This window comes from Streptomyces lasalocidi (assembly GCF_005280215.1).
Classification (GTDB): domain Bacteria; phylum Actinomycetota; class Actinomycetes; order Streptomycetales; family Streptomycetaceae; genus Streptomyces; species Streptomyces longwoodensis.
Genome location: NZ_SZNQ01000001.1, coordinates 1849682 through 1864865, shown reverse-complemented (window position 1 = coordinate 1864865; position 15184 = coordinate 1849682). Strand labels below are relative to the sequence as shown.

Genomic DNA, 15184 nt, shown 5'->3' with positions numbered 1-15184 from the left:
CCCTTGACCCCTTCGTTCGACGAGAAATAGTCTCCACAGCATTCACCATCAGAGACAGCGTTCAGTATATCGAACAGTCCTGGTGGCTGACGTACACACTGCGGCATTGCCTGCGGCATCGATGTGGAAGGGACCCGCTGTGGCAGCACCAGTCTGGAGTGTCGACCCCCGTACCGGGAAGCAGCGCGAGCAGGTTGCGGTGGAGGCCACGGCCCAGGAGGTGGACGCCGCCGTCCGGGCCGCGCACGAGGTGCGTGGCTCCCTCGCCGACCGCGCCGTGCGCGCCGCCTTCCTGCGCGGCGCCGCCGACGCCCTGGAGGCGGCCCGGGACGGCCTCGTGGAGACCGCCGACGCGGAGACCGCGCTCGGCCCGGTCCGGCTGACCGGCGAACTCGCCCGCACCTGCTACCAGCTGCGCGCCTTCGCGGACATCGTGGACGAGGGCGCCTTCCTCGGCGTCGTCATCGACCACCCCGACGACACCGCCACCCCGCCCGTCCCGGACCTGCGGCGCTACAAGGTGCCGCTCGGCGTCGTCGCCGTCTACTCCGCCTCCAACTTCCCGTTCGCGTTCTCCGTCGCCGGCGGTGACACCGCGAGCGCCCTCGCGGCCGGCTGCCCGGTCGTCGTCAAGGCGCACCCCGACCACCCGGGCCTGTCGGAGCTGGTCGTCAAGGTGCTGCGCCGGGCCGCCCGCGAACAGGGCGTCCCCGACGCGGTGGTGGGCCTGGTGCACGGCTTCGAGGCCGGCCTGGAGCTGATCCGCCACCCGCTGGTCGCGGCGGCCGGCTTCACCGGCTCGGTCAAGGGCGGCCGGGCCCTGTTCGACGCGGCGGCCGCGCGGCCGGTGCCGATCCCCTTCCACGGTGAACTCGGCTCGCTCAACCCGGTCGTGGTCACCGAGGCGGCCGCCGCCGAGCGCGCCGAGGCCATCGGCGCCGGGCTGGCCGGTTCCATGACGCTCGGTGTCGGGCAGTTCTGCGTGAAGCCGGGCCTGGTGCTGGTGCCGTCGGGCGCGGCCGGCGACGGACTGGTCAAGTCCCTCACCGACGGGGTCAGCGACACCGACGCGGGGGTCCTGCTCGACCACCGCATGCGCGACAACTTCCTCGCCGGGATCGCCGAGCGGACGCAACTGCCCGACGTGGAGTCGCCGGTGACGCCCGGCGCGGGCGGCGAGCACACGGTGAGCGCGGGCTTCCTGACGGTGCCGGCCGGGAAACTCGCCGGCGAGGGCGAGCACGACGTCCTGCTGGAGGAGTGCTTCGGCCCGGTGACCGTCGTCGCGCGCTACGACGACGACGCCGAGGCGCGGGCCGTGCTGTCCCGGCTGCCCGGCAACCTCACCGCGACCGTCCACCTCTCCACCGAGGAGGCCGAGGGGCGGGGCCGCGGGCCGGAGCTCCTGGCCGAACTGACCCCGCTGGCCGGGCGCGTGCTGGTGAACGGCTGGCCGACCGGGGTCGCCGTCGCGCCCGCGCAGCACCACGGCGGGCCCTACCCCGCCACGACGTCCACGTCCACGTCCGTGGGCGGCACGGCGATCGAGCGCTGGCTGCGGCCGGTCGCCTACCAGAACGCGCCGGAGGCCCTGCTGCCGCCCGAGCTGCGCGACGACAACCCGCTCGGCCTGCCGCGGCGCTTCAACGGCCGCCTCGAACACTGAGCCACCCCCCGGCACCGCACCCCGGACCCGGGGCTGGGAAACTCGGCCCCATGGACGTCGAACTCCCCGAACTCCCCTTCCCGTTGCGCACCTACGGACCCGACGGGCACTGGTCCTACGAGGACGGTGTGCTCACCGGCTGGGCCGGGGCCCGGCAGGACCGGTTCGTGACGCCCACCGGGGAGGCGCTGGAGCCCGCCTCCGACGCCCCCCGGCTGCTGGGGGCGCCGGAGGGCGACTTCCAGCTGATCGCGCGGGTCACCGTGGGGTTCAACTCCTCCTTCGACGCGGGCGTGCTGTACGTCCACGTCGGCGAGCGGGCCTGGGCCAAGCTGTGCCTGGAGTACTCCCCGGACGTGCCCACCGTCTGCACGGTGGTCACCCGGGGCCACTCCGACGACGCCAACTCCTTCACCGTGGACGGGAGCTCGGTCTGGCTGCGGGTCAGCAGGACCGGGCGGGCCTTCGCCTTCCACGCCTCCCGGGACGGCCGGCGCTGGGTGTTCGTCCGGCTGTTCACCCTCGGCGACGAGAAGGAGACCGGGGCGGCCCTGGTCGGCTTCATGACGCAGGCGCCGCTGGGGGAGGGCTGCGTCGTGACGTACGACCACCTGGAGTTCAGGGACGCGTGGCCGGACGACCTGCGAGACGGAAGCTGAACGCGCCCGTCACCGCCAGCAGCACGGCCGCGATCGCCAGGCTCAGCCGCATCCCCGTGGCGAACCCGTCCGCGACCAGCGTGCCGAACACCGCGATGCCCAGACCGCCCGCCACCTGACGCGCCGCGTTGAGCACCCCGGCCGCCAGTCCCGCCCGCTCGGCCGGGACGGCGTCCATCATCGCGGCCGTCAGCGGCGGCACGGTCAGCGCGCAGCCCAGCGCCAGCGGCACCAGCGCCACGGCCACCAGCGGCGCGGGCGTGCCCGAGCCGACGGACAGCAGCAGGAGCAGCCCGGCGACCGCGACCCACTGGCCCACCACCATCGGCAGCCGTGGCCCGAACCGCCCCGCGAGCTTGCCCGCCACCACGTTCGTCACCGCGATCAGGCCCGTCATCGGCAGGAACGCCAGCCCCGCCGCGAGCGGCCCGAGCCCGCGCACCTGCTGGAAGTACAGCGAGAAGACGAACACCACGCTGTAGAAGGCGACGCTCACCGCCGCCCCCGTCGCGACCGCCACGGCCACCGTCCGGTCCCGGAACAGACCGAGCGGTACCACCGGGTGCGGCCCGCGGGCCTCCACCCGGAAGAACACCACCCCCGCCACGACGGCCACCGCGAGCGCCACCGCGCCCGTCATCCCGCGCTCGATCACCGCGAAGGTCAGCGCGGTCAGCGCCACCACCGCCGTCACCTGCCCCGGCAGGTCCAGCGGCGCCGGACGGCGCTCGGAGCGCGGGGCGCGCAGGAGCAGCAGCAGGATCGCCGCGCCCACCGGCAGGTTGACGAAGAAGATCGCCCGCCAGTCCCAGGCCGAGGTCAGCACCCCGCCGGCCACCGGTCCCAGCGCCACCGCCGCCGAACCGCCCGCCGCCCAGGCGGCCACCGCCCGCGCCCGCCGTGCCGGATCGGGATACGCCTGCCGCACCAGTGCCAGCGAGGCCGGCAGCACCACGGCCGCCGCCACGCCCTGCACCACCCGCGCGCCGATCAGCGACGGCAGGCCAGGCGCCAGCCCGCAGGCGGCCGAGGCGAGCGTGAACACCGCCGTGCCCAGGGCGTACGCCCGGCTGGCGCCCGCCCGGTCGGAGAAGGCGCCGGTGGACAGCATCAGCGCCGCGAAGGCGAGCGTGTAGGCGTCGACCACCCACTGCAGCCCGGACATCCCGCCCCCGAGGGAGGAGCCGATCGCGGGCAGCGCCACGTTCACCACGGACGCGTCGAGGCAGACCAGGGTGAAGCCGAGCAGCCCGGCGGTCAGCGCGAGGACCGGCGAGGAACGCCCCGGAGGCGTCAACTCACGTGCGTCGTAGGTGCGTTCGCCTTCGTCGAGGGCGGGGTTCGTCGTCATGCGTCCATGCTCCGCAGGACGGGCGCCGTACAGTAGTGGCCCGAACGCCATGCACCCGGAGGTTCTGGCCATGCCCGCGCACCGTGTCGCCGTCGTCGCGCCCTCACCCGTGTCGATGTTCAACCTGGCCATCCCGGAAATGCTGTTCGGCAAGGTCGAGACGGAGGGGCGCCCCGGCTACGAGGTGCTGGTGTGCACCGCCGACCCGGGGCCCGTCCCCACCACCGGCGGACTCGACCTGCACGTGCCCCACGGTCTCGACGCGCTGGAGGACGCCGACACGGTGATCGTCGCCGGCACCGGGGCGCCCTTCGAGCCGGACCCCCGCATCGTGGCCGCCGTGCGCGCCGCGGCCGCGGGCGGCAAGCGGATCGCGTCCCTGTGCACGGGCGCGTTCCAGCTCGCCGAGGCCGGCCTGCTGCACGGTCGCCGGGCCACCACGTACTGGGAGCACGCCGACGAACTGCGCCGGCGCTACCCGCAGGTCGACCTCCAGGGCGACGTCCTCTACGTCCAGGACGGCCCCTACCTCACCGCCTCCGGCTACGCCGCCGGCATCGACCTGTGCCTGCACGTCATCCGCACCGACTACGGCGCCGCCGTCGCCAACCGGGTGGCCCGGCTCGCCCTCGTCGCCCCGGTGCGCCCCGGCGGGCAGACCCAGTTCACCCAGACGCCGCTGCCGCCCGAGCGCGGCACCGCCTGCGCCGACGTGCGCGGCTGGGCCATGCGCAACCTCGACAAGCCGCTCACCCTCACCGACCTGGCCCGGCACGCCGGGGTGAGCGTGCGCACCCTGACCCGCCGCTTCCACGCCGAGAGCGGGGTCAGCCCGCTGCAGTGGCTGCTGCACCAGCGCGTCGAACGCGCCAAGGAACTCCTGGAGACCACCACCCTGCCGATGGACCAGGTGGCCCGCGCCTGCGGCCTGGGCACCGCCGACTCCCTGCGCGCCCACGTGCTGCGCCGCACCGGCCTCACCCCGAGCGCCTACCGCGCCCAGTTCAGCAGGCTCGGAACCGCCGGGCGGGCCGCTTCGTCCTCCGTGGCATGATCCGTGACCGGCTGCCCCGCACCCTCGTGATCCGCACCGCCGTCCCCGCCGAAGCACCGGCCGTGGCCGCGCTGCACGCCCGCGCCCGGGCGACGTACTACCCCGACGGGCTCCCCGACGACGGCTTCGACTGGCCCGCCGCCTGGCGCACCGCCGTCGAACGCACCGACGGCCAGGTGCTGTGCGCGGTCGAGCACGGCCGGATCGTGGCCCTCGCCTCGTTCCGCACGCCGCAGGACGGCCCCGCCGACACGGTGAAGCTGTTCCAGTTCCACGTCGACCCCGACCGCTGGCGCACCGGGATCGGCACCCGCCTGCACGCCGCCTGCGTCGACCAGTGGCGGGCCGAGGGCCGGCGCACCGCCGTTCTCGACGTGCACGTGGACAACCGACGCGCCCGGGCGTTCTACGCCCGCCACGGCTGGACCCCGGACCCGGGGAAGCCGCCGGCCGCGGACGACCACCACCTGTTCCTGCGCCGCCACGTGCCGCCGCGGGAATGAACGGCACTGCTTGAACGTTCAGGAACCCGGTACGGAGAGAGTCCCCGTACGGATGAGACCTGGAGAAGAGCCGACAGCATGCGCGTGGAGATCTGGAGCGACATCGCCTGCCCCTGGTGCTACGTGGGCAAGGCCCGCTTCGAGAAGGCGCTCGCGGCCTTCCCGCACCGTGACCAGGTCGAGGTGGTCCACCGCTCCTTCGAGCTGGACCCCGGCCGCGCCAAGGACGACGTCCAGCCGGTGATCACCATGCTCAGCCGCAAGTACGGGCTGAGCGAGGAGCAGGCCCGGGCCGGCGAGGACAACCTCGGCGCCCAGGCGGCCGCCGAGGGACTGGCGTACCGCACCCGGGGCCGCGACCACGGCAACACCTTCGACCTGCACCGCCTGCTGCACCTCGCCAAGGAGCACGGCCGGCAGGACGAGCTGATCCAGGTCCTCTACCGGGCGAACTTCGCCGAGGAGCGGTCCCTGTTCACCGAGGGTGACGACCGCCTCGTCGAGCTCGCCGTCGAGGCCGGTCTGGACGCCGACGCGGTCCGCGCGGTGCTCGCCGACCCGGCCGCCTACGCCGACGAGGTCCGCGCCGACGAGCGCGAGGCGGCCGAACTCGGCGCCAACGGCGTCCCCTTCTTCGTCCTCGACCGGAAGTACGGCGTCTCCGGCGCCCAGCCCGCCGAGGTGTTCGCCCAGGCGCTCACCCAGGCCTGGGGCGCGCGCTCCCCGCTGACCCTCCTCGACCAGGGCGACGCCGACGCGTGCGGCCCGGACGGCTGCGCGGTGCCGCAGCACTGACCCGGGGAGCACCCGGGCCGCCCGGGAAACCGCAGCTCGGCGCGGTTCCATAAGCGTCGCTTGGGGAAACCGCGCAAAAAATCGCAATGGACGTGGACTCCCGTGGACCGCAGAGTGGAGCCATGGAGACCACGCAGACGTTCGACCGTCTCGTCCGCGCCGAGTTCGCTCCCCGGAGCACCTACCTCAACACGGCGAGCAACGGCCTGCTGCCCGCACGCACCGTCGCCGCCCTGCACGAGGCGGCCGTGCTGCGGGCCGAGGGCCGCCCGCTGACCCCGCTGCACGAGGACGTCGAGGCGTGCCGCGCCGCGTACGCCCGGCTCGCGGGCGTCCCGGCCACCCGGGTGGCGGTCGGCGCCAGCGTCGCCGCGCACACCGGGGTGATCGCCGCCTCGTTGCCGGCGGGCGCCGAAGTCCTCACCGCGGAGGACGACTTCACCTCGGTGCTGAATCCGTTCCACGTCCGCGGCGACCTCAAGGTGCGCGCGGTGCCGCTGGAGCGGATCGCCGAGTCCGTCCGGCCCGGCACCGCCCTCGTCGCGGTCAGCGCCGCCCAGTCCGCCGACGGCCGCGTCGCCGACCTCGCGGCCCTGCGCGAGGCCGCCCGGGAGCACGGTGCCCGCACCTACGTGGACTTCTCCCAGTCCGCCGGGTGGCTGCCGATGGCCGCCGACGCCTTCGACTTCAGCGCTTCGGTCTCCTTCAAGTGGCTGCTCGGCCCGCACGGAGCGGCCTTCCTGGTGGTCCCCGAGGACTTCGGCGGGCTCACCCCGGTGCTCGCGGGCTGGGTCGCGGGCGAGGCGCCCTGGGACAGCTGCTACGGCCCCGTCCAGGAACTCGCCCGCTCCGCACGGCGGTTCGACCTCACCCCGGCCCTGTTCACCTTCGCGGGCCTGCGCCGCTCCCTGGAGCTGATCGAGGAGCTGGGCGTGGAAGCCGTCCACGCCCACGACGTGGCGCTCGCCGACCGGTTCCGGGCCGGGCTCGCCGACCTCGGCCACACGCCGGTGCCCGCGCCGGGCTCCGCGATCGTCTCCGTGCCCGGACTGGGGACCCGCCAGCGCGAGTTGAGCCGCGCGGGCATCGAGGTCTCCGACCGCGCCGGGAACCTGCGCGCGGCCTTCCACCTGTACAACACGACCGACGACGTCGACCGGCTGCTCGGGGCCCTGACCGGCTGAACGGGACCGAGCCGGAGCCTCCCGTCCCACGAGGAGGCCCCGGCCCATGGGCGGCTCACGCCTCCTCGGGCTCGGTGAGCAAGGGGTAGACGCCGTCGTCGTCGTGGTCCTCCCGGCCGGTGACCGGCGGGTTGAACACGCAGATGCAGCGGAAGTCCTCCGCGACGCGCAGCGTGTGCCGCTCGTGGCCGTCCAGGAGGTACATGGTCCCCGGGGTGATCGTGTAGGTCTTCCCGGTCTCGTGGTCGGTGAGTTCGGCCGCGCCCTCCACGCACACGACGGCCTCGACGTGGTGGGCGTACCACATGGACGTCTCGGTCCCGGCGTGGAGGACCGTCTCGTGCAGCGAGAAGCCGACCCGCTCCCGGGCGAGCACGATGCGCTTGCTCTCCCAAGTGCCGGACGCCGCCCGCACGTGCCGGTCGGTGCCTTCGATGTCCTTGAACGAACGGACGATCACGTGGTGCGATCCCTTCTGTGGGGGGCGGGTCAGACGGTCTCCCGGACGGCGCGGGCGAGGACGTCCATGCCCTCGTCCAGTTCGTCCGGGCCGATGGTGAGGGCGGGCAGCAGCTTGACGACCTCGCTCTGCGGGCCCGACGTCTCGATCAGCAGGCCCAGTTCGAAGGCGCGCCGGGCCACCCGCTCGGCGCGGCCCCGGTCGTGGAACTCCAGGCCCCACACCAGGCCGCGCCCGCGGTATTCCTTCACGTCGGCCAGGTTCTCCTCGCAGATCGCGATGAGCCCCTGCTCGACCTGCTCGCCGCGCGCCCGGGTCTGCTTCTCCATCACGGAGCCGTCGGTCCAGTACGTCTCCAGCGCGGCCGTGGCGGTGACGAACGCGGGGTTGTTGCCGCGGAAGGTGCCGTTGTGCTCGCCCGGCTCCCACACGTCCAGCTCGGGCCGGAACAGGCACAGCGACATGGGCAGCCCGTAGCCGCTGATCGACTTGGACACGGTGACGACGTCCGGCGTGACGCCCGCCTCCTCGAAGGAGAAGAAGGCGCCGGTACGGCCGCAGCCCATCTGGACGTCGTCGACGATCAGCAGCATGTCCTGCCGCTCGCACAGCTCCTTGAGCGCGCGCAGCCACTCGGGCCGGGCCACGTTGATGCCGCCCTCGCCCTGCACGGTCTCCACGATCACGGCGGCCGGCTTGTTCAGCCCGGAGCCCTGGTCCTCCAGCAGCCGCTCGAACCACAGGAAGTCCGGGACCCGGCCGTCGAAGTAGTTGTCGAACGGCATCGGCGTGCCGTGCACCAGCGGGACACCGGCCCCGGCCCGCTTGAAGGCGTTGCCGGTCACGGCGAGCGACCCCAGCGACATCCCGTGGAAGGCGTTGGTGAACGACACGATCGCCTCGCGCCCCTTCACCTTCCGCGCCAGCTTCAGCGCGGACTCCACGGCGTTGGTGCCGGTCGGGCCCGGGAACATGACCTTGTACGGCAGGTCACGCGGCCGCAGCACCAGGTCCTGGAAGGTCTGCAGGAAGGTCCGCTTGGCGACGGTCGACATGTCGAGCCCGTGGGTGACGCCGTCCCGGCTCAGGTAGTCGATCAACGCCCGTTTGAGGACCGGGTTGTTGTGGCCGTAGTTCAGCGAGCCGGCCCCGGCGAAGAAGTCCAGGTACGCGTGGCCGTCCTCGTCGTACATCCGGCTGCCCTGCGCGCGGTCGAAGACGGCGGGCCAGCCGCGGCAGTAGCTGCGCACCTCGGACTCCAGGGTCTCGAAGACGCTCAGGTCGGGCTGGGTGATGGTCACGGTGAAGGAACTCCTCGGTCGGGGTGTGCTGGTCGGCGTCGGGGTGTGCGGGCGGGACGGGTGCGTGCTCGGACCCGGCTCAGTGCTGGGGCGGGGTCAACGGGCCGATGCGGTACAGGACTTCGGGGTCGTGCGGGCCGTCCGGGAACAGCGGCGCACCGAACAGGACCTCCCGCGTGACCTGCGCGCCGTGGCGGGCCGCGAACGACGTGAACAGCCGCTCGGAGGCGGTGTTGCCGGGGGTGATGGTGGTCTCGACGGTGTCCACCCCCTGCTCGGCGGCGAGCCGGCGCACCAGGCCGTCGAGCATCGCCGCCGCGAGCCCGTGCCCGCGCTGCGCGGCGTCGACCGCCACCTGCCAGACCAGCAGGGTGCGCGGGGCGTCCGGCCGGACGTAGCCCGTGACGAAGCCGACGGGCGTCCCGTCCTCGCCGCGCGCCACGGCGGAGGTGCCGGCGAAGTCACGGCACCACAGCAGGTAGCTGTAGGACGAGTTCAGGTCAAGGGTCCGGGAATCCTTTGCGATTCGCCAGAGCGCGGCCCCGTCCGCGAGGGAGGGACGGTCCGCGAGACGGTCGGTGAGCAGGTCTGCATGTGCGGCGGTCATGCGGAACGAATTTACCGAGCGAAATGCAAAATTGCATGGCCGGACGGGGTTGGGTGAGGCGGGTCGATGTGTTATCGCGCGGGTGGGTGCGAGTGCGCGGACCGCCTGGGTTCTGCCCAATTATGTCAGCGTATATTGCCGCGAAACGGGCAGCTTGTGGAACCCGTCACAAGGACGGGACCGTCACGGAAGCCGCCCGGAATCCTTCGGGTCGTGTTCGCGAAATCTCCGCGTTTGACCTACGGATAACCGGGCAGGAGAAGGCGGGAAGCTGCTTCGAGGAATTCCCGGTGAATGCGGTGCCGAATGCCGCTCATTCAGACCCCGGTCGTTCCGTCGATGCGTTCGCGAAGAATATCGGCGTGTCCGTTGTGCCGCGCGTACTCCTCCAGCAGGTGGAGGAGCACCCAGCGCAGAGTCACCTCGAGACCGGCCATCGGCGGATCCACGAGCCGCCCCGTGTCCTCCAGGGACCGCCCGGCGATCAGCTCCCGGCTGCGGGCGACTTCCCCGCGCCAGGCGGCGAGCACCTCGTCGAGACCCCGCTCCGGAGCGAGCGCGTACCCCGTCGCCTCCTCGAAGACCGGCGGCACGTCCAGGCCCGCGACCACCCGCTGGAACCAGGTCCGCTCCACCTCGGCCAGGTGCTGCACCAGCCCCAGCAGCGTCAGCGCCGACGGCTCGGCGGACGCGCGCCGCAGCTGCGCGTCGTCCAGCCCCGCGCACTTCGCCTCCAGCGTGGCGCGGTGGAAGTCGAGCCAGCCCACGAGCTGGGAACGCTCGTCGCCGGTCAGCGGGGGGACGGGACGGCCGTCGGGCAGGGTGCCGGAGGTGTCGTCGGACGGGTCGCCGGACGTGTCAGTGGTCATGCGCGGAGCGTGGCACGCGGGTCTGACACCGCCTACCGCCACTCCTCCGCCGCCGCCCGCAGGGCCGCCGTCACGTCGACGTCTTCCGCGCCGGACTCCGCCAGCGCCGTGCCGAGTGCCGCCAGGCACGCCCGGACCGCGCCCGGGGTCGCGTCGGGGCCGTAGTGGTTGACCCGGATCATCTCCCGGGCCAGGGCGCCGCCGCCCGCGGCCAGCGGCAGGGCCGGGTCCGCCGCCAGGGCCCGTGCCACCAGCTCGGCGGCCACCACCCCGTCCGGCGTGCGCAGCGTCGTGGCGACCGGGGCGGCCTCGCCGGCCTCGTGGACGTAGGGCTCCAGGCCACCGCCGAGCGCGGCCACACCCGCCCGGGTCGCCGCCGCGGCGGAGGCGTGCCGGGCCATCACCGCGTCCAGGCCCTCCGCCTCGATCCGCTCCAGGCACGCCTCGAGCGCCAGCATCTCCAGTTGCGCGGGCGCGTGCAGCAGCGCCTTGCGGCCGCCGTCGATCCAGCGCTCCTTCCAGTCGAGCAACGACAGGTAGGAGCGGCGCGGCGCCCTCGGGTTCGCCGCCATCCGGGCCCACGCCCGCTCGCTCACCGACACCGCGGACACCCCGGCCGGGCCGCCCATCGCCTTCTGCGCCCCGATGACGCACAGGTCCACGCCCCACGCGTCCGGCAGCACCGGCTCGGCCCCGACGGAAGCCACCGCGTCCAGGTAGAACAGCGCGCCCTGGGCGCGCACCGCCTCGCCGATCTCCGCGACCGGGTTGGTGTTGCCGGTCGCCGCCTCCGCGTGCACCAGCGACACGAAGTCGATCTCCGGGTGCTCGGCGAACGCCTCCCGGACCTGCGCGGCCTTGACCGCCGTGTGGAACGGCACCGCCAGGTCGATCACCGTGGCGCCGCAGTCCCGCAGCCAGTCGCCGAACGTCTGCCCGTAGGGGCCGGTGATCACGTTCAGCGCGGTCGTGCCGGGGCCGGCGGTCGCGCGGATCGCGCCCTCCAGCGGCAGCAGCGCCTCGCCCTGCGTGACCACGACGTCCTGACGGGTGTCGAGCAGCTTCGCCACCCGGTCCTCGATGGAGGCGAAGCGGGCGGCGCTCAGCGGGGCGAGGTCCAGGAAGGGATGGGTCACGGCGGTGCTCTTTCGCTCGCAGGGTCGACCCGCCGAGCCTAATCCTTGGCCCGCCGCACCCGGTCCCTGGTCCCCGCGCGTCCGCCACCGGCGACTTCTTAGGCCGGACGGCCCCCGTACCATCGGTTTGGTTTGAGACACCCAAACGCCTCCTTATAATCGGAACGCACAGTTCCCTCCCAGGGAGATTCCCCATGAACACGCTCCTCGGGCGCCGCGCCCGCATCCTGGCCGCCACCACCGCGACGGCCGGACTGGTCCTCGTGGCCGGCTGCACGTCGAGCGACGACGGCGGCAGCGGCTCCAAGACCGCCGCCGGCGGGGTCGAACTCGTCAAGGCCGGCCGGCTCACGACCTGCACCCACCTGCCGTACCCGCCCTTCCAGTCGGAGATCGACGGCAAGGTGCAGGGCTTCGACGTCTCCCTCATCGACCTGGTCGCCAAGGACCTCGGCGTGAAGCAGCAGATCCGCGACACGCCGTTCGAGAACTTCAAGACCGGCGCGTTCCTCAACTCCGGCGGGTGCGACCTGGCCGCCGCCGGCATGACCATCACGGAGGAGCGCAAGAAGAACGTCGACTTCTCCGACCCCTACTTCGACGCCACCCAGGCCGTCCTGGTCGACAAGAAGAGCGGCGTCGACTCCCTGGCCGACGTCAAGTCCAAGGGCGTCAAGCTCGGCGCCCAGGCGCAGACCACCGGCGAGGACTACGCGAAGAAGCAGGGCTTCGACCCGGTGTCCTTCGAGTCCTCCGACGCCGTCCTCAACGGCCTGCGCACCGGCCAGGTCAAGGCCGTCATCATCGACTACCCGGTCGTGCAGGGCTGGCTGAAGGACAAGGCCAACGCCTCCGCCTTCAAGGTGGTCGACAACCTCAACACCGGTGAGCAGTACGGCTTCACGGTGAAGAAGGGCAACACAAAGCTCCGCACCGCGATCAACAAGGCCATCGCCGACGCCAAGGCCGACGGCACGTACAAGAAGCTGTACGAGAAGTGGATCGGCCCGTACGACGCGTCCGCGGCCTCCCCGTCGGCCTCATGACCGCCACCGACACCGAAATCCAGCCCCGCGCCAAGGGGCTGACCCGGCGTCAGAAGCGCCGCCTGTCGCGCGGCGCGCAGTACGTCGTCTTCGTCGCCGCCGTGGTCGCCTTCGCGGTCACGGCGGACTGGGGACGGCTGAAGAACCAGTTCGCGCAGTGGGACATCGCCCGGCAGATGTTCCCCGACGTCATCACGCTCGCGCTGAAGAACACCGTGCTGTACACGGTGTCCGGCTTCGTCGTCGGCCTCGCGCTCGGCATGATCGTCGCGCTGATGCGGCTGTCGTCGGTGGGCCCCTACCGCTGGCTCGCCGGGATCTACATCGAGATCTTCCGCGGCCTGCCCGCCCTGCTGATCTTCATCTTCATCGGCGTCGCGCTCCCGCTCGCCTTCCCCGGCACGGAGATCGTCGGCGGCACCTACGGCAAGGTCGCGCTCGCGCTCGGCCTGGTCGCCGCCGCCTACATGGCCGAGACGATCCGGGCCGGCATCCAGGCGGTGCCCAAGGGGCAGATGGAGGCGGCCCGTTCCCTGGGCTTCTCCCCGGCCCGGGCGATGGTCTCGATCATCATCCCGCAGGCGTTCCGCATCATCCTCCCGCCGCTCACCAACGAACTGGTGCTGCTGTTCAAGGACTCCTCGCTGGTCCTCTTCCTCGGCGTCACCCTGGAGGAGCGCGAACTGTCCAAGTACGGCCGGGACCTGGCGAGCACCACCGCCAACTCCACGCCGATCCTCGTGGCCGGCCTGTGCTACCTGCTGATCACCATCCCGCTCGGCTTCGTCGTGCGCCGCATGGAGGCCAAGGCCCAGGAGGCCGTCAAGTGAGCCGACCCGAGATCGAGATCAAGGGCCTGCACAAGTCCTTCGGCGACAACCACGTGCTGCGCGGCATCGACCTGGAGATCGGCCAGGGCGAGGTCGTCTGCGTCATCGGCCCCTCCGGCTCCGGCAAGTCCACCCTGCTGCGCTGCGTCAACCTGCTGGAGGAGCCCAGCCAGGGGCAGGTCGTCGTCGGCGGCACCGAGGTCACCGACCCGGACGTCGACATCGACGCCGTGCGCCGCCGCATCGGCATGGTCTTCCAGCAGTTCAACCTGTTCCCGCACCTCACGGTGACCGAGAACCTCACCCTGCCCCAGCGCCGGGTGCTGCGGCGGGGCAAGGCCGAGGCCGCGCGGGTCGCCGCCGAGAACCTCCGGCGGGTCGGCCTCGCGGAGAAGGCGGACGCCTACCCGTCCTCCCTCTCCGGCGGGCAGCAGCAGCGCGTCGCCATCGCCCGGGCGCTCGCCATGGGCCCGGAGGTGATGCTCTTCGACGAGCCCACCTCGGCCCTCGACCCGGAACTGGTCGGGGACGTCCTCGCGGTCATGCGCATGCTCGCCCAGGAGGGCATGACGATGATGGTCGTCACCCACGAGATGACCTTCGCCCGCGAGGTCGCCGACCGGGTCGTCTTCATGGACGGCGGGGTGGTCGTCGAGGACGGCGTCCCCGAGCAGGTCATCGCCCACCCCCGCCACGAGCGCACCCGCCACTTCCTGTCCCGCCTCCTCGACCCGGCGATGGCCGACGTGGAGGAGGGCACCTCCGACCAGGTCGGCAAGGACGCCTGACGTCCGACCCGGTCGCCGCGCCGCCCCGCCCGCCCCGCCCGCCCCGGACGCCCCGGATCCGACCGATCCGGACATACGCGCCTCTGTCGCCCGGGGCGGGCGAAGCGTCATCATGCACCCCATGACGACGCACGACGACGCGGGCGGCCCCGGTGCGGACCCGCCGCTGCCGCACCTGCCGGAGGACTGGGACCGCGCCCTGGCCGTGGCCGCGCACCCCGACGACATCGAGTACGGCACCGCGTCCGCCGTGGCCCGCTGGACCGCGCGCGGCAAGGAGGTCACGTACCTGCTCGCCACCCGCGGCGAGGCCGGCATCGACGGGCTGCACCCCGACCGGGCCGGGCCGCTGCGCGAGGCCGAGGAACGCGCCGGGGCCCGTGCGGTGGGCGTGGACACCGTGGAGTTCCTCGACCACCGCGACGGAGCGGTCGAGTACGGGCCCGCCCTGCGCCGTGACCTCGTGCGCGCCGTGCGGCGGCACCGGCCGCAGGTCGTGCTGACCGGCGCGTACACCGTGCGGATGGTCGGCGGCATCGTCAACCAGGCCGACCACCGCGCCGTCGGCCTCGCCGCGCTCGACGCCGCCCGGGACGCGGGGAACCGGTGGATCTTCCCCGAGCTCGCCGACGAGGGCCTCCAGCCCTGGGACGGCGTCCGCCTGGTCTGCTTCGCCGGCGCCGAGCGCCCCACCCACGGCGTGGACGTCACCGGCGAGCCGCTGGAGCGCGGCATCGCCTCGCTCGCCGCCCACGCCGAGTACACCAAGGGCCTCGGCGCCGGCGCCTTCGACCCCGGCCGCTTCCTCACGTGGGCCGCCCACCGGGCCGGACCCGCCCTCGGTGTGCGGGCCGCGGTCCTCTTCGACGTCTTCCCGCTCACCCTGGACGGCCCACCGCCCTGGGAGCAGTGACCGGGCGCCGGCCCGCTGGCTA

16 protein-coding genes are annotated in these 15184 nt (G+C 73.1%); 10 read left to right on the top strand and 6 right to left on the bottom strand.

Translation table 11 applies throughout. The annotated features are described in order from the left end of the window. Positions 1–121: 121 nt before the first annotated feature. Positions 122–1666 (top strand): aldehyde dehydrogenase (NADP(+)), encoded by a 1545-nt coding sequence (locus E4U91_RS08350; RefSeq protein WP_137310726.1) that lies wholly within the window; start codon positions 122–124, stop codon positions 1664–1666. Between the two features lie 50 nt (positions 1667–1716). Beyond that, positions 1717–2325 carry a DUF1349 domain-containing protein gene (locus E4U91_RS08345; RefSeq protein WP_137306240.1) on the top strand — a complete coding sequence of 203 codons (609 nt, stop codon included), beginning with the start codon at positions 1717–1719 and terminating at the stop codon, positions 2323–2325. Here the strand turns inward: E4U91_RS08345 and E4U91_RS08340 are convergent. Next, entirely contained in the window at positions 2285–3676 is a 1392-nt protein-coding gene (locus E4U91_RS08340) for an MFS transporter (RefSeq protein ID WP_137306239.1), read from the bottom strand. The two genes, E4U91_RS08345 and E4U91_RS08340, sit on opposite strands and share 41 nt — an antisense overlap. Positions 3677–3746: 70 nt before the next feature. Here E4U91_RS08340 and E4U91_RS08335 point away from each other — a divergent pair, with 70 nt between their 5' ends. From E4U91_RS08335 to E4U91_RS08320, 4 genes are all read left to right on the top strand, one after another. Then, a complete protein-coding gene (locus tag E4U91_RS08335) occupies positions 3747–4730 on the top strand; it encodes a GlxA family transcriptional regulator (protein WP_137306238.1) in 984 nt (327 codons plus the stop codon). Beyond that, positions 4727–5233: a GNAT family N-acetyltransferase gene (locus tag E4U91_RS08330; protein ID WP_174867774.1), complete on the top strand. Its 507-nt coding sequence runs from the start codon at positions 4727–4729 to the stop codon at positions 5231–5233. The genes E4U91_RS08335 and E4U91_RS08330 overlap by 4 nt, the downstream gene beginning before the upstream one ends. 78 nt (positions 5234–5311) lie before the next feature. Next, on the top strand, positions 5312–6028 hold the full coding sequence (locus E4U91_RS08325) for a DsbA family oxidoreductase (protein WP_137306237.1): 717 nt from the start codon (positions 5312–5314) through the stop codon (positions 6026–6028). Between the two features lie 122 nt (positions 6029–6150). Next, complete coding sequence (locus E4U91_RS08320) at positions 6151–7212, top strand: aminotransferase class V-fold PLP-dependent enzyme (RefSeq protein WP_137306236.1); 1062 nt, start codon at positions 6151–6153, stop codon at positions 7210–7212. Between the two features lie 55 nt (positions 7213–7267). Here E4U91_RS08320 and E4U91_RS08315 read toward each other — a convergent pair whose 3' ends face one another. The 5 genes from E4U91_RS08315 to E4U91_RS08295 form a co-directional block, all read right to left on the bottom strand. Further along, complete coding sequence (locus tag E4U91_RS08315) at positions 7268–7672, bottom strand: ectoine synthase (RefSeq protein ID WP_137306235.1); 405 nt, start codon at positions 7670–7672, stop codon at positions 7268–7270. Between the two features lie 29 nt (positions 7673–7701). After that, positions 7702–8973 carry a diaminobutyrate--2-oxoglutarate transaminase gene (ectB, locus tag E4U91_RS08310; RefSeq protein ID WP_137306234.1) on the bottom strand — a complete coding sequence of 424 codons (1272 nt, stop codon included), beginning with the start codon at positions 8971–8973 and terminating at the stop codon, positions 7702–7704. Between the two features lie 79 nt (positions 8974–9052). Further along, positions 9053–9580, bottom strand: a complete 528-nt coding sequence (gene ectA, locus E4U91_RS08305; RefSeq protein ID WP_137306233.1) for a diaminobutyrate acetyltransferase — start codon at positions 9578–9580, stop codon at positions 9053–9055. Positions 9581–9897: 317 nt separating this feature from the next. Further along, positions 9898–10449, bottom strand: coding sequence for a DinB family protein (locus E4U91_RS08300; RefSeq protein ID WP_137306232.1), 552 nt, complete (start codon positions 10447–10449; stop codon positions 9898–9900). A 32-nt stretch (positions 10450–10481) separates the two neighbouring features. Next, positions 10482–11585, bottom strand: a complete 1104-nt coding sequence (locus E4U91_RS08295; protein WP_137306231.1) for a pyridoxal-phosphate-dependent aminotransferase family protein — start codon at positions 11583–11585, stop codon at positions 10482–10484. A gap of 194 nt (positions 11586–11779) precedes the next feature. Here E4U91_RS08295 and E4U91_RS08290 point away from each other — a divergent pair, with 194 nt between their 5' ends. From E4U91_RS08290 to E4U91_RS08275, 4 genes are all read left to right on the top strand, one after another. Continuing rightward, positions 11780–12631, top strand: a complete 852-nt coding sequence (locus E4U91_RS08290; RefSeq protein WP_137306230.1) for a transporter substrate-binding domain-containing protein — start codon at positions 11780–11782, stop codon at positions 12629–12631. Then, complete coding sequence (locus E4U91_RS08285) at positions 12628–13461, top strand: amino acid ABC transporter permease (protein ID WP_137306229.1); 834 nt, start codon at positions 12628–12630, stop codon at positions 13459–13461. Before E4U91_RS08290 ends, E4U91_RS08285 begins: the two co-directional genes overlap by 4 nt. Beyond that, positions 13458–14249 (top strand): amino acid ABC transporter ATP-binding protein, encoded by a 792-nt coding sequence (locus tag E4U91_RS08280; RefSeq protein WP_137306228.1) that lies wholly within the window; start codon positions 13458–13460, stop codon positions 14247–14249. The genes E4U91_RS08285 and E4U91_RS08280 overlap by 4 nt, the downstream gene beginning before the upstream one ends. A gap of 121 nt (positions 14250–14370) precedes the next feature. After that, the gene (locus E4U91_RS08275) at positions 14371–15162 is read left to right on the top strand and encodes a PIG-L deacetylase family protein (RefSeq protein WP_137306227.1); all 792 of its coding nucleotides are present in this window, start codon (positions 14371–14373) and stop codon (positions 15160–15162) included. The last annotated feature ends 22 nt before the right edge of the window (positions 15163–15184 follow it).